Annotated in this window: 16 protein-coding genes and 1 pseudogene; 10 read left to right on the top strand and 7 right to left on the bottom strand. The window is 72.9% G+C overall.

The window, feature by feature from the left end; all coding sequences use genetic code 11:
• Positions 1 to 183: 183 nt before the first annotated feature.
• The 3 genes from D7318_RS34990 (at position 184) to D7318_RS21910 (ending at position 2,594) form a co-directional block, all read left to right on the top strand.
• The gene (locus D7318_RS34990) at positions 184 to 867 is read left to right on the top strand and encodes a TraR/DksA family transcriptional regulator (RefSeq protein ID WP_408055522.1); all 684 of its coding nucleotides are present in this window, start codon (positions 184 to 186) and stop codon (positions 865 to 867) included.
• Positions 868 to 981: 114 nt separating this feature from the next.
• Entirely contained in the window at positions 982 to 1,608 is a 627-nt protein-coding gene (gene lspA, locus D7318_RS21915) for a signal peptidase II (protein WP_120698950.1), read from the top strand.
• Between the two features lie 44 nt (positions 1,609 to 1,652).
• The gene (locus tag D7318_RS21910; RefSeq protein ID WP_120698883.1) at positions 1,653 to 2,594 is read left to right on the top strand and encodes an RluA family pseudouridine synthase; all 942 of its coding nucleotides are present in this window, start codon (positions 1,653 to 1,655) and stop codon (positions 2,592 to 2,594) included.
• Positions 2,595 to 2,635: 41 nt separating this feature from the next.
• On the opposite strand, the gene D7318_RS21905 is transcribed toward D7318_RS21910, so the two are convergent.
• A complete protein-coding gene (locus D7318_RS21905; RefSeq protein ID WP_120698882.1) occupies positions 2,636 to 3,709 on the bottom strand; it encodes a mechanosensitive ion channel family protein in 1,074 nt (357 codons plus the stop codon).
• Positions 3,710 to 3,853: 144 nt separating this feature from the next.
• On the opposite strand from D7318_RS21905, the gene D7318_RS21900 reads away from it, so the two are divergent.
• Complete coding sequence (locus D7318_RS21900) at positions 3,854 to 4,423, top strand: dienelactone hydrolase family protein (RefSeq protein WP_120698881.1); 570 nt, start codon at positions 3,854 to 3,856, stop codon at positions 4,421 to 4,423.
• A 44-nt stretch (positions 4,424 to 4,467) separates the two neighbouring features.
• Here the strand turns inward: D7318_RS21900 and D7318_RS21895 are convergent, their stop codons facing one another.
• From D7318_RS21895 to D7318_RS21885, 3 genes are all read right to left on the bottom strand, one after another.
• The gene (locus D7318_RS21895) at positions 4,468 to 5,991 is read right to left on the bottom strand and encodes a serine/threonine-protein kinase (RefSeq protein WP_120698880.1); all 1,524 of its coding nucleotides are present in this window, start codon (positions 5,989 to 5,991) and stop codon (positions 4,468 to 4,470) included.
• 337 nt (positions 5,992 to 6,328) lie between these two features.
• Positions 6,329 to 7,162: a thioredoxin domain-containing protein gene (locus D7318_RS21890; protein ID WP_120698879.1), complete on the bottom strand. Its 834-nt coding sequence runs from the start codon at positions 7,160 to 7,162 to the stop codon at positions 6,329 to 6,331.
• Between the two features lie 83 nt (positions 7,163 to 7,245).
• Positions 7,246 to 7,923: a hypothetical protein gene (locus D7318_RS21885; RefSeq protein ID WP_120698878.1), complete on the bottom strand. Its 678-nt coding sequence runs from the start codon at positions 7,921 to 7,923 to the stop codon at positions 7,246 to 7,248.
• Positions 7,924 to 8,182: 259 nt separating this feature from the next.
• Here D7318_RS21885 and dnaE point away from each other — a divergent pair, with 259 nt between their 5' ends.
• Together dnaE and D7318_RS21875 are read left to right on the top strand one after the other, a co-directional pair.
• On the top strand, positions 8,183 to 11,719 hold the full coding sequence (gene dnaE / locus D7318_RS21880; RefSeq protein ID WP_120698877.1) for a DNA polymerase III subunit alpha: 3,537 nt from the start codon (positions 8,183 to 8,185) through the stop codon (positions 11,717 to 11,719).
• 88 nt (positions 11,720 to 11,807) lie between these two features.
• On the top strand, positions 11,808 to 12,086 hold the full coding sequence (locus D7318_RS21875) for a hypothetical protein (protein WP_147437773.1): 279 nt from the start codon (positions 11,808 to 11,810) through the stop codon (positions 12,084 to 12,086).
• Positions 12,087 to 12,204: 118 nt separating this feature from the next.
• Here the strand turns inward: D7318_RS21875 and D7318_RS34630 are convergent, their stop codons facing one another.
• Positions 12,205 to 12,330, bottom strand: coding sequence for a hypothetical protein (locus tag D7318_RS34630; RefSeq protein WP_268987357.1), 126 nt, complete (start codon positions 12,328 to 12,330; stop codon positions 12,205 to 12,207).
• Positions 12,331 to 12,519: 189 nt separating this feature from the next.
• Here D7318_RS34630 and D7318_RS21870 point away from each other — a divergent pair, with 189 nt between their 5' ends.
• The 4 genes and pseudogenes from D7318_RS21870 to D7318_RS21855 all read left to right on the top strand — a co-directional run bounded on the left by D7318_RS21870 (position 12,520) and on the right by D7318_RS21855 (position 16,382).
• The gene (locus tag D7318_RS21870) at positions 12,520 to 13,737 is read left to right on the top strand and encodes an NYN domain-containing protein (RefSeq protein ID WP_120698875.1); all 1,218 of its coding nucleotides are present in this window, start codon (positions 12,520 to 12,522) and stop codon (positions 13,735 to 13,737) included.
• A 49-nt stretch (positions 13,738 to 13,786) separates the two neighbouring features.
• Positions 13,787 to 14,506: pseudogene (locus D7318_RS34810) on the top strand (ABC transporter ATP-binding protein); the annotation flags it as partial.
• Between the two features lie 209 nt (positions 14,507 to 14,715).
• Positions 14,716 to 15,642, top strand: coding sequence for an ABC transporter permease (locus D7318_RS21860; RefSeq protein WP_329604624.1), 927 nt, complete (start codon positions 14,716 to 14,718; stop codon positions 15,640 to 15,642).
• A 119-nt stretch (positions 15,643 to 15,761) separates the two neighbouring features.
• A complete protein-coding gene (locus D7318_RS21855) occupies positions 15,762 to 16,382 on the top strand; it encodes an ABC transporter permease (protein ID WP_120698872.1) in 621 nt (206 codons plus the stop codon).
• A gap of 48 nt (positions 16,383 to 16,430) precedes the next feature.
• Here D7318_RS21855 and ybaK read toward each other — a convergent pair whose 3' ends face one another.
• Both ybaK and D7318_RS21845 read right to left on the bottom strand, forming a co-directional pair.
• On the bottom strand, positions 16,431 to 16,904 hold the full coding sequence (ybaK, locus tag D7318_RS21850; RefSeq protein WP_120698871.1) for a Cys-tRNA(Pro) deacylase: 474 nt from the start codon (positions 16,902 to 16,904) through the stop codon (positions 16,431 to 16,433).
• Positions 16,905 to 16,918: 14 nt separating this feature from the next.
• Positions 16,919 to 17,674, bottom strand: coding sequence for an LON peptidase substrate-binding domain-containing protein (locus tag D7318_RS21845; protein WP_120698870.1), 756 nt, complete (start codon positions 17,672 to 17,674; stop codon positions 16,919 to 16,921).
• Positions 17,675 to 17,736: the final 62 nt, after the last annotated feature.

Raw genomic sequence — 17,736 nt, 5'->3', positions numbered from 1 at the left:
CCGCGGTACCACCCTCCTTGGCCGGGGCGCGTGGCCGTCGTGACGGCCGGTGCCCCTGGCCCGCTCATTGGGCCGCGACGCCGGATCTACTCGCTCGGAGAGCTTTCTGCCGGCGGCTCCGGGGTGATCTTCACTCCGCGTCCGCCCCCGGGCTCACACCACCCCCGGGTCGCTCGTGGCGGCTTGACGGCGCTACTCGTCCCCATCAACGCCTTTCGCTCCCCCCAGTGTACGGGCCGCTCCCGCGGGGCGAGCACCGGTTATGGCGGGGGCCGGGCGGGGCACAAGGCAGGGAGACCGGCGCGCCCCCGTTGCCGCGCGCAGCCGGTCGATTTATCGTTCCGGTCACGATTCGCGAGCAAGATCACACTATGTGAGGGAGCCGACGCCATGGTGGCAGCGAAGAAGGGTACGGCGGGTGAGCCGGTTCCGCCGGTGCCGTCGGTCCGCGCCGCGGCGCCGGCCGTTCCCGGCGAGCTCGCCGTCAGGTCGGGCGAGGAGCCCTGGACCGAGGCGGAGGTCGCCGAGGCGAGGGACCAGCTGACGATCGAGGCCGACCGGCTGCGCGGGGAGATCAGATCGGTCGAGGAGGCGCTGACCGGGCTGATGCGCGACTCGGGCGACGGCGCGGGCGACGACCAGGCCGACACCGGCACCAAGAACGTCACGCGCGAGCACGAGATGGCCCTCGCGAGCAACGCCAGGGAGATGCTCTACCAGACCGAGCGTGCCCTCCAGCGCCTCGAGGCCGGGACCTACGGCCTGTGCGAGAGCTGCGGGAACCCGATCGGCAAGGCCAGGATGCAGGTCTTCCCGCGGGCGACCCTGTGCGTGGACTGCAAACAGAAGCAGGAGCGCCGCTTCTAGGCGGTTCCGGCCGGTTGCCGCCGGTTGCCGCCGGTCCCCGTCGGCCCCGGTCGGTTCCGAAGGCCGACGGAGCGGATTTCCGGTGTTCGCACTGGCGTGGCGTACCCTCATCCCGTGAGCGAGGCGGAGCGGACCATCGAGACCCCCGACGACCCCGAGGACGTGGCCGAGGCCACTCCTGAGGCCACCACGGCGGAGGCCGCGGCGGTGGACGACGAGCGGGAGCCCGAGGACGAGGAGCCGGGGGCCGGTCGCGGTCGGCGGCGGATCGGCGTGCTGGCCGGGGTCGCGGCGTTCGCGTACCTGCTCGACCTGGTCACCAAGATCATGGTCGTCGAGTGGCTCGAGCACGAGGAGCCGATCGACATCTTCGGCGAGTGGCTCCGCTTCGAGGCGCTGCGCAACGGCGGGGCGGCGTTCGGCATCGGCGAGGCGCTGACCGTCGTGTTCACCTGCATCGCCGCCACGGTCATCGTGGTCATCATCAGGCTGGCGAGAAAGCTGTACAGCGCACCGTGGGCCGTCGCGCTCGGGCTGCTGCTCGGCGGCGCGCTCGGCAACCTCACCGACCGACTCTTCCGCGCGCCAGGGGCGCTCCAGGGGCATGTGGTCGACTTCATCGCCCCCAAGTACTTCGCCGTCTTCAACCTCGCCGACTCGGCCATCGTCTGCGGCGGCATCCTCATCGTGCTGCTGTCCTTCCGCGGCCTCGACCCCGACGGGACCGTGCACCGCGACTGACGCTCCGTCCATGGGCCATCGCGCCGTCCGGCATACTCGGACGGGTGAGCACCGTTCCCGAAACCCGTACCCTGCCCGTTCCCGAGGGTCTTGAGGGAGAGCGCGTCGACGCGGCCCTGGCCCGCATGCTCGGCTTCTCGCGCACCAAGGCCGCCGAGCTCGCCGCCGCGGGGAAGGTCAGGCTCGACGGCGCCGAGGTGGGCAAGTCCGAGCGCGTCATGAGCGGTTCGTGGCTCGAGGTGGAGATGCCGGCGCCCGCCGCGCCGCCCGCGATCGAGGCCGAGCCCGTGGAGGGCATGGAGATCGTGCACGACGACCCGGAGCTGGTCGTCGTGGACAAGCCGGTCGGGGTCGCCGCGCACCCGAGCCCCGGCTGGAGCGGCCCCACCGTGATCGGCGGCCTTGCCGCGGCCGGGTACCGCATCGCGACGTCGGGGGCCGCCGAGCGGCAGGGCATCGTGCACCGCCTCGACGTCGGGACGTCGGGGCTCATGGTGGTCGCCAAGTCGGAGCCGGCGTACGCGCACCTCAAGCAGCAGTTCCGCGAGCGGACCGTGGACAAGCGGTACCACGCGCTCGTGCAGGGCCACCCCGATCCGCTGAGCGGCACGATCGACGCGCCCGTGGGGCGGCACCCGCAGCACGACTGGAAGTGGGCGGTCACGGCGGACGGCAAGCCGTCGGTGACGCACTACGACCTGATCGAGGCGTTCCGCGGCAGCAGCCTGCTCGACATCAAGCTGGAGACGGGCCGCACCCATCAGATCCGGGTGCACATGTCCGCCCACCGGCACCCGTGCGTCGGCGATCTGACCTATGGCGCCGACCCGACGCTGGCCAAGCGGCTGCGGCTGACCCGGCAGTGGCTGCACGCGGTGCGGCTCGGCTTCACCCACCCCGGGGGCGGGCAGTGGGTCGAGTACGCCAGCCGCTACCCCGAGGACCTGCGGACCTCGCTGGAGCGGCTGCGCGCCGAGAGCGCCTGAACGCCCTTGGCGCGCACCGCCGTTCGCGCCTTCCGCGGGCCTCAGACCCGCTTGGGCGGCGGGGTGTCGCGCGGGGCCGGGGGGACGGCGGCGGGGGAGGTGGCGACGCGGGGGAGCGCGTAGGGGTGGGTGTCCCGCAGCCACGCGATCAGCTCCTCGCGGACCGCGCAGCGCAGCGTCCAGGCGTCGTCGGCGTTCCGCGCGGACATCGCGGCGCGCACCTGGATCGTGGAGGGCGTGGTGTCGGTGACCACCAGGCTCCACGCGCGGCCGTCCCAGTCGGGGCGGCCGAGCAGGAACTCCTGGAGCCGCTTGCGCAGCTCGGCGACGGGCGTGGTGTGGTCCAGGTGCAGGAAGACGGTGCCGGTGATCTCGTTGCCGCCGCGTGACCAGTTCTCGTAGGGCTTGCTGTTGAAGTACGACACGGGCATCGTCAGGCGCCGGTCGTCCCAGATCCTGACCGTGAGGAAGGCCATCGATATCTCCTCGATGGTGCCCCACTCGCCGTCCACCACCACGGTGTCGCCGATCTTGACGGAGTCGCCGAACGCGATCTGGAGCCCCGCGAAGAAGTTGCTGAGCATCGACTGGGCGGCCACACCGGCGATGACGCCGATCACACCGGCGGACGCCAGCATCGAGGTGCCGAGCGCCCGCAGGCTCGGGAAGACCAGCAGGATCACAAAGGCGGTGGCGACGACCGCAAGGACCGTGGTCACCACGCGGCGGATCATCGCGAGCTGTGTGCGGAACTGCCGCACGCGCGCCTGGTCGGTCGTGCGCGACTCGTAGCGGGCCAGGAAGTTCTCGGCGACGGCGCCGGCCGCGCGTATCGTCAGCCAGGCCGCGGAGAAGATCGTCACCATCGCGAGGGCGCTCCGCACGATGTCGTCGCGCCGCAGATGGAGGTCGAACGCGCTGTACACGACCTGCACGGCGGCGGAGGCGAGCAGCACCTGGAGCGGCAGGCGGCAGCGCCGCAGCAGGGCCCACAGCTGGGTGTCGGTCTGCCGGGCGTCCGCGGCCCGCAGCGCCCGGTCGATCAGCCAGCCGAGCGCCAGCGTCAGCGCGATGGTGCCGACGATGACCATGAGCGGTCGCAGCACGTCCTCCATGGGGTGGATCGCCTCTCCGTCGCGTGTCAGGGGGTACGTGTCGCCGTTCCCACCGCCAGGCTAACGGGCCCGGCCAACTGGCAGGATGTGCCGACGAGAGCCACAGGTACCACGGAAGGGCCGGTCGACACCGTGAGCCATGTCATGCTGATCCACTCCTCCTACGGGCCGCGCCCCGCCGTGCGGGAGGCGGCCGAACGCCTCGCGGCCGCGGGGCACCGGGTCGAGGTGCCCGACCTGTTCGAGGGGCGCACCGCGGACACCGTCGAGGCGGGCATGGCGATCAGCGAGGAGATCGGCAGGGACGAGCTGCTGCGCCGGGCGGTCGCGGCCAGCGCGCCGCACGCGGACGCGGGCCTGGTGTACGCGGGGTTCTCGATGGGCGCCTCGATCGCGCAGACCCTGGCGCTCGGCGACCGGGGGGCGCGGGGGCTCCTGCTGCTGCACGGGACGTCGGACCTGGCCGAGGACGCCTCGGCCGACGGGCTCCCGGTGCAGCTGCACGTCGCGGACCCCGACCCGTTCGAGCCCTACGACTGGCTCAACGCGTGGTATCTGCGGATGCGGCGGGCCGGGGCCGACGTGGAGGTCTACCACTACATGGGCGCGGGGCACCTGTACACGGACCGGGGTCTCGACGACTGGGACGAGGGGGCCGCCGAGGCGACGTGGCACACGGTGCTCGGCTTCCTCGGCGGGCTCGACGAGGGGTAGCCGGTCTTCTCAGGCCTCCTCGGTCCCCTCGGTCTTCTCCCGGCTCAGTCGTCGCAGCGGCTGGTGGCGAGGTTGTCGGGGTTGCACAGCAGGTCGGCGTCGGCGGGGTCGTGGCTGAGGTAGCGGCCGACGCACTCGTTGCCCGTGGTGAGGCCGCGTTCGGCGCAGAACGCCAGCGCGGCGTTGCCGTCGGCGAACGGGCCAGGGGCGTAGATGAACCAGTAGCCGGGGCGCAGCGAGGCCCAGTCGGCGCTGAGCAGCACCTCGGCCTCGGGGACGGTGGCGCGGACGGCGTCGAGGCGCTCGTCGCGGGCCGCGGTGCCGGAGTCGACCGACTCGGAGAACAGCTGGGCCACCCAGCGGCCCTCCTCCTCGATCCGCTCCTCCTCCGTCTCCTGGTCCGTCTCCTCGTCCTCGTCCTCGTCGGGCTCGGGCTCGGGCTCGGGGACCGGGTCGGGTGTGGGCGGGGTGAGGTCCTCGCGCGGGGTCTCCTCGACCGACGGGCTCTCGTTCCCTTCGCCCTCGCCGCCCTGGTCGAAGCGGTCGCCGCCGCCCCTGAGCAGCGACGCGGTCAGTGCGCCCGCGCCGATCAGCAGGAGGGCGGCCGCGGCGGCCATGATGACCCGGGTGCGGGGGGCGCCGGGGCGCGGGGGCGCGGTGATCGGGCCCGTGGTGGCGGTGGGCCTGACCCCGGTCTCGGTGGGGGAGTGGGCCATGCCGAGGTCCCCGCCGCGTTCGACGGCGGCCAGCATCGCGTCGAGGCGCGCGGCGTCGGGGCGGGCGGCCGGGTCCTTGACCAGCAGCGCCCTGAGCACGTCGCCTAGCGGGCCCGACCTGACGGGCGGGGGCACCGGGTCCTCGAGGACCGCGGAGAGCGTGGCCAGCGTGGTGCCGCGGCGCAGCGGGCTGTAGCCCTCGGTCAGGACGTAGAGCGTGATGCCGAGCGACCAGAGGTCGGCCGACGGGTGGTCGCCCGCGCCCCTGACGCGTTCGGGCGCGATGTACTCGGGGGAGCCGACGATGCCGCCGGTGACGGTCAACGCGCTGCTGCCCGCGATCGCCGCGATGCCGAAGTCGGTCAGCACGGCGGAGCCGTCGGCGCGCAGCAGCACGTTGGCGGGCTTGACGTCGCGGTGGTGGATGCCCTCGGCGTGCGCGGCGGTGAGCGCGGCCAGGATGTGGCGGCCGTAACGCGCGGCCTCGGCCGGGGGCAGCGGGCCACGGGCGGCGCGGGACTCCAGGCTCTCGCCCGGCAGCAGCTCCATCACGAGCCACGGGTGCGGGTCGATGTCGACGATGTGGTAGATCCGCACGACGTTCGGGTGGCTGAGCCGGGCGAGGGCGCGGGCCTCGCGCAACACCCGCTCGCGCAACACCCGCTCGCGCTGGACGCGTTCGGCGTCGCCGCCGCGTTCGGCCGGGTCGGAAGGGCGCACTTCCTTGAGCGCCACCTCGCGGTGCAGGGTCGTGTCCCTGGCCCGCCACACCGTCCCCATGCCCCCGTGGCCGAGCCGCTGGAGCAGCTCGAAGCGGCCGTCGATCACCTGACCTGGTTGTGCCCCCGTCATGGGGTCAGCTTAGGCCCTGGCCGGGCGGTCTCGATGATCGGTCCGCGGCGTCGGATGCGGTGCTCCCCCAGACCCTCCGGGGTCTGGGAGGTGCCCCCACGAGCAGACCCTCCGGGGTCTGGGAGGTGCCCCCACGAGCAGGCCCCTTGGGGGTCTGGGAGGTGCCCCCATCGGGCCCCACGGGGGGCTGGGAGGCGCCGCCACCAGGTCCGACAGGGGGTCTGGGAGGCTCGGGCCCGAAGAGGATCGCCCGAGCAGGTGGCCAACGGGCGGGCGAACCGGGCGTCTTGGCCGGGGGGCCGAGGGATCGCCCGCCCGTCGGCGGGGGCGGAGTGGGTCAGCCTTGAACGCTGTTGGCCTCGATCACGGCCTGGAAGTCCTCGGCCGTGGCGGGCCGTTCGATGACCTCGCCGTTGAACTTGAGCGTGGGCGTGCCCTCGACGTCCGGGTCCGCCTGGAACTTGTCCGACATCCGCAACGCCCAGACGGCGAACGTGTCGTCGATGACGGCGTTCTCGAACTCCTGGTTGTCCGCGAGCTCGGGGATGTCCTGGGCTATCTCGATCAGCCGCTCGTCGTCGCCGAACTCGTCGGTGGACTCCGGGGGATGGATGTCCGCGGAGTACAGCGCGTCGTGGTAGTCGAGGAACGCCTCGGGGCTGACGTCGAGCGCCGCGCCCAGGGCGCCCAGGGCGTTCTTCGAGCCCGAGCCGCCGAGGTTGTCGTCGAGGAAGGTGCCGAAGACGTACTCGACGGCGTAGTCGCCGTTGTCCACGCCCTCGCGGACGGTGGGGCCGAGGGATTGCTCGAAGTCGGCGCAGGCCGGGCAGCGGGCGTCCTCGAAGAGGGTGAGGGTGTTGGCGGCGTCCTCGTCGCCGACGCGCACGGTCAGGCCGTCGTCGCCCGAGGCGTTGGCCGGGGTGTCGGTGGCGAAGTCGCCCTGGCCGTCGTTCACCTGCTCGGCGACGGCGCCCCAGTCGGTGCCGTCGTCGCCGTCGCCCAGGCTGGCGACCGCGACGCCGATGCCGCCCGCGACGGCCAGGATCGCGACGACCGAGCCGCCGACGGTGAGGTGCTTGCGGACCTTCTCTCGCCTGGCCTGGCGGTCGCGTTCGGCCTTGAGGCGCTCGCGGGCCGCGCGTTTGGCCTCGGAGGAGTTGCGCTTGCTCATGGTGGAGGGTCTCCGTGGTGTGTGGGATCCGGTCGGTGGGCGGGGGTGCCCGCCACGGAACGCGGTGCGCGTGCGCGGTGCGGTCAGTGGGCGGGCGCGGCCACCGGCGGTCCGCGGCGCAGGACGGAGTGGGCGAGCGTGGGAAGCGCGGGGGCCGCGGGCGCGCGGCGCGGGCGGCGGGGGCCTGAGCCCGCGGGGGCGGGGACGGCGGCGCGGGTGAGCGGGACGAACAGCGGGCGGAACGTGGCGGCGGCGGCCGAGCGCAGCGTCCGCGCGAGGGCGCGTTCGCCGCAGCGGAGCCAGGCCGCGGCGGCGAGGCCGACGGCCACGTGCGCGGCGAGCAGCAGCCAGGGGCCCGCGGGGTCGGCGGCGGCGAACGGGACGGGGTCGCCGCCCGCCAGCTCGGCCAGCGGGGTGCCCAAGTCGCCGCCCGCGCACAGGAGATCGAAGCCGAGCAGCCGGAGCGGGCCGGTCACGGGCCCGCCGCCGGGGCCGTAGCACGTGGCCTGCCCCGTGGTGAAGACGGTGTCGGCCGCGAGGTGCGCGGGGACGAGCAGCGCGGCGATCGTGCCGAAGCCGTGCTCGCGGCGGCCGATCAGGGCCAGGGCGAGGCCGAAGACGGCGAGGGAGACCACCGCGACGGTCGGCAGGGGCAGCGGCTCCCCTGAGAGCAGCACATGCGCTCCGGCGGAGAGCGTGACACAGAGCGCCGCGAACACCGCCGCGCGCGCCACCCGCATCCCCGGAGCCGATATGCCCATCGGAACCGAGTGTGCCACGGCGGCGGACGGCGGGGTACGGGCGGTGCGCCCGACCTCAGCGCCACCGCCTCCGAGGGGTTGGCGCGGAGGGGGCGCACAGGGGTCGCGCGAGAGATCGACCGGCACGTCGCTGGCCTGCGGCATCGTTGATCAACAGGGGTCTGACCTGCGTAAACGCCGGTGTGCCCCGACGGTTCGCGGGGGCCTTCGCGGATGTAGGGTCGAGGGATCCACGACCCTCCCGCGAAAGGCCCGGCGCGTGACCAAGCCCTTCACACACCTGCATGTGCACACCCAGTACTCGCTGCTCGACGGAGCGGCGCGGCTGAAGGACATGTTCAAGGCGTGCCAGGAGATGGGCATGTCACACATCGCGATCACGGACCACGGCAACCTGCACGGCGCGTACGACTTCTTCCAGCAGGCGCGGGGCGCGGACGTGACGCCGATCATCGGGATCGAGGCATATGTCGCGCCCGAGTCGCGGCGGCACAAGCGCCGGGTGCAGTGGGGCCAGCCGCACCAGAAGCGGGACGACGTCTCGGGCTCCGGCGGTTACACGCACAAGACGATCTGGGCGCACAACGGCACCGGGCTGCACAACCTCTTCCGGCTCACCTCGGACGCGTACACCGAGGGGTACTTCGTGAAGTGGCCGCGCATGGACAAGGAGACGATCGCGCAGCACGCGGAGGGCCTGATCGCCTCCACGGGCTGCCCCTCGGGCGAGGTGCAGACGCGGCTGCGGCTCGGGCAGCCCGAGGAGGCGCTGAAGGCCGCGGCGGACTACCAGGACATCTTCGGCAAGGGGCGGTACTTCCTCGAGCTGATGGACCACGGGCTCGAGATCGAGACCCGGGTGCGCGACGGGCTGCTGGAGATCGGCCGCAAGCTGGGCATCCCGCCGCTGGTCACCAATGACTCGCACTACACGCACGCGCACGAGGCGGGGGCGCACGACGCGTTGCTCTGCGTCCAGACCGGCAAGAATCTGTCGGATCCCGATCGTTTCCGCTTCGACGGGACCGGCTACTACCTGAAGTCGCCCGAGGAGATGTACGCGATCGACTCCTCGGACGCCTGGCAGGAGGGCTGCGCCAACACCCGCCTGGTCGCCGAACAGGTCGAGATCGGCGGCTGGTTCGAGCCGCGCGACCTGATGCCGCGCTTCGACGTGCCCGAGGGGTACACCGAGGTGACCTGGTTCCAGGAGGAGGTGCGGCGCGGGATGGAGCGCCGCTACCCGGGCGGGGTGCCGGAGGACCGGGCGCGGCAGGCCGAGTACGAGATGGGCGTCATCATCCAGATGGGGTTCCCCGGGTACTTCCTCGTGGTCGCGGACTTCATCATGTGGGCCAAGGCGCAGGGCATCGCGGTGGGCCCGGGGCGCGGCTCGGCGGCGGGCTCGATCGTGTCGTACGCGATGGGCATCACCGACCTCGACCCGATCGAGCACGGCCTGATCTTCGAGCGCTTCCTCAACCCCGAGCGCGTGTCCATGCCGGATGTCGACATCGACTTCGACGAGCGCAGGCGCGGCGAGGTCATCCGTTATGTGACGGAGAAGTACGGCGCCGACAAGGTGTCGATGATCGGCACCTACGGAACGATCAAGGCGAAGGCCGCCATCAAGGACGCCTCCCGCGTGCTCGGCTACCCGTACGCGATGGGCGACCGCATCACCAAGGCGATGCCCGCCGACGTGCTGGGCAAGGGCATCCCGCTCTCGGGCATCACCGACAAGGACCACCCGCGCTACAGCGAGGCGGCCGAGGTCAGGGGGATGTACGAGAACGAGCCCGACGTCAAGAAGGTCATCGACACCGCCAAGGGCCTGGAGGGCCTGGTCCGGCAGATGGGCATGCACGCGGCGGGCGTGATCATGTCGAGCGAGCGGCTCGTGGACCATGTGCCGCTGTTCGCGCCGAAGAACGACGGCGTCGTGGTCACGCAGTGGGACTATCCCACGTGTGAGTCGCTCGGCCTGCTGAAGATGGACTTCCTCGGGCTGCGCAACCTCACGATCATGGATGACGCGGTCAAGCTCATCAAGAAGAACAAGGGCATCGACATCAAGCTGCTCGACCTGACGCTCGACGACCCCAAGACGTTCGAGCTGCTGGGCCGCGGCGACACCCTGGGCGTCTTCCAGTTCGACGGCGGGCCGATGCGGTCGCTGCTGCGCATGATGAAGCCCGACGACTTCGAGGACATCTCCGCCGTCGGCGCCCTGTACCGGCCGGGGCCCATGGGCATGAACTCGCACATCAACTACGCCCTGCGCAAGAACGGCCAGCAGGAGATCACGCCGATCCACAAGGAGTTGGAGGAGCCGCTCAGGGAGGTCCTCGACGTCACCTACGGCCTGATCGTCTACCAGGAGCAGGTGCAGAAGGCCGCCCAGGTGCTCGCCGGGTACTCGCTCGGACAGGCGGACCTGCTCCGCCGGGCGATGGGCAAGAAGAAGAAGGAGATCCTGGACAAGGAGTTCGTGCCGTTCCAGAACGGCATGCGCGCCAACGGGTACTCCGACGAGGCGATCCAGGCCGTGTGGGACGTGCTGGTGCCGTTCTCGGGCTACGCGTTCAACAAGGCGCACTCGTCGGCATATGGCCTTGTCACCTACTGGACGGCATATCTCAAGGCCAATTACCCGGCCGAGTACATGGCGGGGCTGCTCACATCGGTGCGCGACGACAAGGACAAGTCGGCCGTCTATCTGAACGAGTGCCGCCGCATGGGCATCAAGGTGCTGCCGCCCGACGTCAACGAATCCGAGGCGCACTTCACCCCGCGCGGCGATGACACGATCGTTTTCGGTCTTACGGCGGTGCGAAACGTGGGCCAGAACGTCGTCGATTCGATCGTGGCCACGCGGAAGGGGAAGGGGAAGTACAGCTCGTTCCCCGACTTCCTCGACAAGGTCGAGGCCGTCGTCTGCAACAAGCGCACCGTCGAGTCGCTCATCAAGGCGGGCGCGTTCGACAGCCTCGACCACACCCGCAAGGGCCTGACCGCGCACTTCGAGCCCATGATCGACAACGTCGTGCAGGTCAAGCGCAAGGAGGCCGAGGGCCAGTTCGACCTCTTCGGCGGCATGGACGACAAGGACGAGGACAGCGGCCCCGGCTTCGGCATGGACGTGGTCTTCTCCGACGAGGAGTGGGAGAAGGGGTATCTGCTCGCCCAGGAGCGGGAGATGCTCGGCCTGTATGTGTCCGATCATCCGCTGTTCGGCATCGAACACGTCCTGGACGAGAAGGCCGACGCCTCGGTCTCCGCGCTGGCGGGCGACTACCAGGACGGCGCCGTGGTCACCATCGGCGGCATCATCTCCGGGCTCCAGCGCAAGATGACCAAGCAGGGCAACCCCTGGGCCATCGCCACCGTCGAGGACCTGGGCGGCTCGATCGACTGCATGTTCTTCCCCGCGTCCTACCAGCTGGTCTCCACCCAGCTCGTCGAGGACGCCGTGGTGTTCGTCAAGGGCCGCCTCGACAAGCGCGAGGACGTGCCGCGCCTGGTCGCCATGGAGCTGATGGTGCCCGACCTCTCCGAGGCGTCCGCCGACGCCCCGGTCACGATCAGCATTCCCCTGGTCAAGGTCACCCCGCCGCTGGTGGAACGCCTCGGCGAGGTGCTCGGCCAGCACCGGGGACCGACGGAGGTGCGGGTCAAGCTCCAGTCCGCGCGCAGCACGACCGTCTACCGGCTCGACCGGCACCGGGTGCGGGCCGATCCCGCGCTGTTCGGGGATCTCAAGGCGCTGCTCGGCCCGGCCTGTTTGGCGGGATGATCTCGTTTGGCCTGATGATGCCCGCCTGTTGGGCCGATGATGGAGTCCGCTTTACCTGAATGGGGCGTCCCGAGGTCTACCTTCGAGAATGAGCGAATCTCCGAATGAGGGGTGGATCGCCGTGGATGCCCGAATGGTCAACAAGGCGGTATTCCTGTTGCGTCGGGTGCGTGTTTCGCGCCAGGAGGCCGTGCACGCGCTTGTCGTCTATTTCCCCGGCACGGCATTCGAGGACCGATTGCGCTGTGTCCACGAGGCGTGGGACATCGTGCACGGCGGTGCCGAGCCGGTGGAATCGGTGATGTCCGAGGTGTCGGACGCGCGCTATTTCGCGGCGGCGCATGAACGGCACTCGTTCAACGACTGACGGCCGACGCCTGAGGGGCGACGCCTGAGACGCGCCTGTCGTGCGCCCGCGCACACCGAAGGGCGCGCCCCCGCGGGGGCGCGCCCTTCGGTGTGCCGCCGTGCCGGTCGTCCCCGTCTCAGTTGTGCCCGAAGCGGCGTTCGCGCTTGCGGCTCTTGGGCTGCTCGGCCGGCTGCTCGGTGCGGGGCTGCTCGGGCGGCGGCTCGGGTGCGGGCTGACGGTCACGATTCTTGCTCTTGGCCATGATCGCCTCCTGGCTGCGCGTCCCGCGATCGGTGAACGCGGGCCCGTGACCAGGCTCGCACGACCCGCCATACTTCGCATTCCGGGCATGGATGGGGCCGGATTCGCCACGCCGAAGATCGAGTTGGCACAGATAACGGCCGCCCCGTCGGGCAGACTCAGGAAAACGCTTAGGTAGGGAAGGTGCAACGTGGACCGCTGTGTCGTCCTGGTGGATGCCGGCTATCTGCTCGGTGCCGCCGCCAGCCTTCTCGCCGGGGAGCCCGCGCGCCCGCGCATCACCGTCGATCACGCCGCGCTCATCCAGGCGTTGCGCGAGCGCGCGGAGGCCGACACGGGCTGCGACCTGCTGCGGATCTACTGGTTCGACGGCGCGCCCGACCGCGTTCCGCAGCCCGAGCACCGGCGGTTGCGCGTGATGCCGCGCGTCACCGTGCGCCTCGGGGCGCTCACCCGAAGCGACGGGCGCTGGGCGCAGAAGGGCGTGGACGCGGCCATGCACGCCGAGCTCACCGAGCTCGCGCGCAACCGGGCGTGCGCCGACATCGTGCTGGTCACCGGCGACGGCGACCTGCTGCCCGGGCTGATGTCGGCCAAGGAGCACGGCGTCGCCGTCCACCTGTGGGCCGTCCAGGCCGCCGACGGCGACTACAACCAGTCCGAGGACCTGGTCGCCGAGGCCGACGAGCGCCGCGTCCTCGACCGCGCCTGGATCACGCGCGCCGTGCGCGTCAACGAGGCGCCCGCGCCCGGCTCGGCGCCCCGCGTCACGCGCCCCGAGATCGCCGCCATCCTGTCCGCGCCGCACGCCGAGACCTCGGCCACCCCGTCGAGGACCGCCCCGCGCGAGCCCGCGCCCGCGGGCAAGAACGGCACCGCCCCGACCGAGGAGCCGGCCTGTGAGCCGGAGGACCGCGACGACGCCGTGCCCGCGGCCAAGGGCGTGCCGACGCCCAAGGACCTGGCGTCGCTCGGCCGCCCCGTCCCGCCGCCCGCCACCGCGACGTTGCGCTGGTCGTCCGACCGCGGCTGGGTGGACCGCGGGGGCCCCGAGGAGTCGCCCGAGATCTCCGCGCTGCCGATGCTGTCGCAGCTGACCACCGCGGAGCAGCGCTGGGCGGACCGCGAGGAGGACATCACGGCGGTGGGCGGCGACCCGTTCGAGGTGGGGCAGGTGTTCGCCCGCCGCTGGGCCGAACGCCTCGCCGGGCCCGCCCCGTTGCAGCAGCTCTCGGGCGAGTACCCCCGCATCCCGCACCGCATCGACGGCGAACTCCTGCGGTACGCCGCCAGGTTCGGCCTGCTGACCCACAAGGACGACCAGATCGACGAGCAGGACCGCTACGCGATCCGCGCCGGCTTCTGGCGCGAGGTCGACGGGCGCACCGGCGCCGAACGCACCTCCTGAGCCCGCCCGCGCCCCCGCGTCACACCCGCCGTGTCCGAAACGTGCCCCGGTGTCCGGCGCGCGCCCACCGCCGCGTAGGCTCCTGACCGTGGCCGCATCGATCGCCAGGGCCGGGTCACCGACGGCAGCAGCTCGGCGCGCGCCGGCCCGCCCCCCACTCGTCGAGGCCGCGTACACGGTGCGCGGGCTGACCAAGACCTACCCGGGCGGGCGCCGCCCCCGTGGCGCCCCGCCCGCGGGCCCTGTCACCGCGAGCCGCGACATCGCGCTCGACATCGCGAGGGGCGAGGTGTTCGGGCTGCTCGGCCCCAACGGCGCGGGCAAGACGACCCTCGTCAGGCAGCTCACCGGGCTGCTGCGCCCCGACGCGGGCAGCGTCACCCTGCTCGGCCACGACCTCGTGCGCCACCCGCGCCGCGCGCCCCGGCTGCTCGCCTACCTCGGTCAGGAGTCCACCGCGCTCGACGAGCTGACCGTGGCCCTGGCCATCGAGACCACCGCGCGGCTGCGCGGCCTCGACGCGGACGTCGCCCGCCGCGAGCGGGAGGCCGTCGTGGAGGAGCTCGACCTGGCCGCCGTCGCCGCGCGCCCGCTCAAGCGGCTCTCGGGCGGCCAGCGCAGGCTCGCCTGCGTGGCCGCCGCGCTCGCGGGCCGACGGCCCGTGCTCGTGCTCGACGAGCCGACGGCCGGGATGGACCCGGTGGCCAGGCGGGCCGTGTGGGCCGCGATCGACCGGCGGCGCGCCTGCGACGGAACGACGGTGGTGCTGGTGACGCACAACGTCATCGAGGCGGAGACGGTGCTCGACCGGGTCGCGGTGCTCGACGCGGGCCGCGTCATCGCGTGCGACACCCCGGGCGGGCTCAAGGCGCTGGTGGGCACCGACGTCCGCCTCGAGCTGGTCTGGCGCGATGAACCCCCGCTCGGCGAGCCGGAGATCGCGGCCCTGCGCGCGGCCGCGACCGTGGCGGGGCGGCGCTGGACGCTGCGGCTGCCCGCCGACCGGGCCCGCGAGGCGGTGGCCGCGGTGACGGCGGGCCCCGCGTTCGCCGCGCTCGACGACTTCACGCTGGCCACGCCGAGCCTGGAGGACGTCTATCTCGCCCTGGGCGGGCGCGGCGCGGGCCTGGAGCGCTCATGAGCGCCCACCCGCTGGCCCCGGGGGTGGGGGTGTGGCCCGCGCTCGGCGCCGTGTACCGGGCGCAGCTGTCGCGCGCCCGGGTGGCGCGGATCCCGCTGCTTTTCGTGGCCACCTTCCAGTCGATCGGGATCATGATCCTGATGCGCGGCGTCGTCGACGGCGGCGACGGCGAGGAGGCGCGGGCCGTGGTCGCCGGGTCCGCGGTGCTCGTGGTGGCGTTCGTCGCCCTCAACCTGCTGGCCCAGTACTTCGGGCAGCTGCGCGCCGCCGGTGGCCTCGACCACTACGCGACCCTGCCGGTGCCCGCCGCGGCGGTGGCGCTGGGGACGGCGGCGGCGTACGCGTCGTTCACCGTGCCGGGGGTCGTGGTGACCGCCGTGGCCGGGGGGCTGCTGTACCAGCTGCCGCTCGGCGGCCTGTGGGTGCTGCTCGCCGTGGTGCCGCTGGCCGGGGCCGCGCTCGCCGGGCTCGGCGCGGCGCTCGGGCTGCTCGCGCCGCGCGCCGAGCTGGCCACGCTGTGCGGGCAGCTGGGGATGTCGGCGGCGCTGCTGCTCGGCGTGCTGCCCGAGGGGCGGCTGCCCGAGCCGGTACGCCTGCTGCGCGACCTGCTGCCGTCGAGCTACGGCGTGGACGCGCTGGCCGTGGCGCTGGTCCCGCGCCCCGACTGGGGCTCGGTGGTCGCGAACCTCGCCGTGTGCGCCGGGGTGGGCGCCGCCGCGCTGGCGCTCGCCACCTGGGCCTACCGCCGGGCCGCGCTGCGCTGAGCCCCTCCGCGCCCCAGGGCGCCCCGTCGCACCCCACCGCGCCCCCGCGCACCCCCGCCCGACGCCCGAACGGCCGTCCCCGGGACCGAACAGGCGGCCGGACCTGGCAGGATGACGGGGTGACCGTTCCCCAGCCCGCACCCGATGACCGCCCCGAGCCCTCGCCCACCGGGGAGGGGCCGCCCGACGGCGGGACACCCGGGCAGCGCACGGACTGGCGGCGGGAGATAGCCGACGGCGTCCGCGTGGCCCTGCCCCTCGCCGTGGCGAGCGGCCTGGTGCTCGGGTTGCTGTGGCTGTGGCTCGCGCCCCGGGTGCCGCTGGTGTCGGACGGCAGGTCGGTCCTCCTGGCGAACTCGGAGGGCCAGCAGGCGATCGCCGCGGACGGCACGTTCCTGCTGCTCGGCCTCGCGATCGGCGCGGTCGCGGGGGGCGTGGTCTTCGCGCTGCGGCGCACGGGCGGGGTGGCGCTGGTGCTCGGGCTCGCGGCGGGGGCGCTCGCGGGGTCCTGGCTCGCGTGGCAGCTCGGGATGTGGCTCGGCCCCACCGACGACGTCGCCGCGGCGGCCCGCGACGCCGGGGTGGACAACGTCTTCGACGCGCCGCTGCGCATCGGCGCCAAGGGCGTCATCTTCGGCCTGCCCGCCGCCGCCGTGGGCGTCCACCTGCTGTGCCAGGCGGTCCTCGGCCCCCGCGACCCCGAGCCCGTGCCCGTCGAGCTCCCCCAGTGGCGCGAGTAGGCGTTCCTCCGCGATGAGCGGCTCGCCGGGGCCGGGTGCGCGCCGGGCCTACTCCCGGGTGATCGCGGCCGTCACCGCGCCCGTGAGGGTGATCAGGTCGTCCGGGGCCAGCTCCATCTCCAGGCCCCTGCGGCCCCCCGAGACAAAGATCGTCGCGTGGCGTCCGGCCGACGCGTCGAGCACCGTGCGCAGGCGCTTGCGCTGCCCGACCGGCGAGATGCCGCCCCGCACATAGCCCGTGGCGCGCTCGGCCGCCGCCGGGTCGGCCATCGCGGCGCGCTTCCCCCGCGCGGCCTTCGCCAGCGCCTTGAGCGCGAGCGACGCGGAGACCGGGAGCACCGCCACGGTGAGCGCCCCGTCCACCTCGGTGACCAGCGTCTTGAAGACCCGGTCGGGGTCGACGCCGAGCGCCTTCGCCGCCTCCTCGCCGTACGAGGGCGCGGCCGGGTCATGGGTGTAGGTGTGCAGGGTGAACGCCACCTTCGCCCTGGTCGCGGCCACCGTCGCCGGAGTGCCCGCCATGGGAGACCTCCTGGTCAGTTGAGGCTGGTCGGCCTGACCGTGTACTCCGCGCCCGGCACCGAGGGCAGCTTGCCGATCAGCGCCGTCTCGTGGCGCAGGATCCGCAGCTCCTCGGCGAGACGCGTCGCCGTGTCCTTGGCCTGGAGCAGCCGCTGCTTGTCGCCGGTGTAGAGCATCGTGGCCGCGGCCACCAGGTAGGAGACCACCGAGGGGTCATCGGGCAGCTCCTGGCCAGGGGCGAGGGTCCGCTCGTTCGCCCCGGCGAGCACCTTCTGGTAGGAGCGGAACGCCCGCAGCACGCCGGACGCGAGCGCCCCCGCGCCCTCTCCCGCCACCTCGGGCAACGGCTCGATCTCCGCCGTCAGATACGGGCCGCTCGCGTCCACCGACACCAGCCGGAAGCGGGTGGTGCCGGTGGCGAGCACCTCGTAGCTCTCGGCCGGGTCGCCCTCGCCGCGCGGCCTGATCGTCGAGGCGTCCGCGACGCAGCCGACCGCGTGGAACGAACGGGCCGGGTCGTCGAGGGCGAAGCCGGCGGCGGCCCCCGCCTCGGGCGGCTCGGAGCCGTCGGGCAGGCCGAGCGCGCTCGGTGCCGTCTCGTACCCGTCTCTGATGGCGACGACCCCGAAGGGCCGTGGCCCCTCGTCCGGCAGGGTGAGCAGGTCCTTCATCATCGCCCGGTACCTGGCCTCGAAGACGTTGAGCGGCAGCACGAGCCCGGGGAACAACACGGTGTTGAGCGGGAACAGGGGGAGGCGCGTGGTCGTCACGACCGGCCAGCCTATCGGTTGGCCTTCGGGCCATGGCCCGCATCGTGAAACGGGATCTCGCC

Source organism: Streptomyces radicis (assembly GCF_003626575.1).
In the GTDB taxonomy this organism is placed as follows: Bacteria; Actinomycetota; Actinomycetes; order Streptomycetales; family Streptomycetaceae; genus Streptomyces; species Streptomyces radicis.
Note: the sequence above shows the minus strand (reverse complement) of the source record. Positions and strands in the feature narration are given on the sequence as shown.

Excerpts from the sequence above, each read along its gene's own strand:
- D7318_RS21905 (WP_120698882.1), bottom strand. The coding sequence starts at position 3,709 with ATGGAGGACGTGCTGCGACCGCTCATGGTCATCGTCGGCACCATCGCG.
- D7318_RS21900 (WP_120698881.1), top strand. The coding sequence starts at position 3,854 with ATGCTGATCCACTCCTCCTACGGGCCGCGCCCCGCCGTGCGGGAGGCG.
- D7318_RS21895 (WP_120698880.1), bottom strand. The coding sequence starts at position 5,991 with ATGACGGGGGCACAACCAGGTCAGGTGATCGACGGCCGCTTCGAGCTG.
- D7318_RS21890 (WP_120698879.1), bottom strand. The coding sequence starts at position 7,162 with ATGAGCAAGCGCAACTCCTCCGAGGCCAAACGCGCGGCCCGCGAGCGC.
- D7318_RS21885 (WP_120698878.1), bottom strand. The coding sequence starts at position 7,923 with ATGGGCATATCGGCTCCGGGGATGCGGGTGGCGCGCGCGGCGGTGTTC.
- D7318_RS21875 (WP_147437773.1), top strand. The coding sequence starts at position 11,808 with ATGAGCGAATCTCCGAATGAGGGGTGGATCGCCGTGGATGCCCGAATG.
- D7318_RS34630 (WP_268987357.1), bottom strand. The coding sequence starts at position 12,330 with ATGGCCAAGAGCAAGAATCGTGACCGTCAGCCCGCACCCGAGCCGCCG.
- ybaK (WP_120698871.1), bottom strand. The coding sequence starts at position 16,904 with ATGGCGGGCACTCCGGCGACGGTGGCCGCGACCAGGGCGAAGGTGGCG.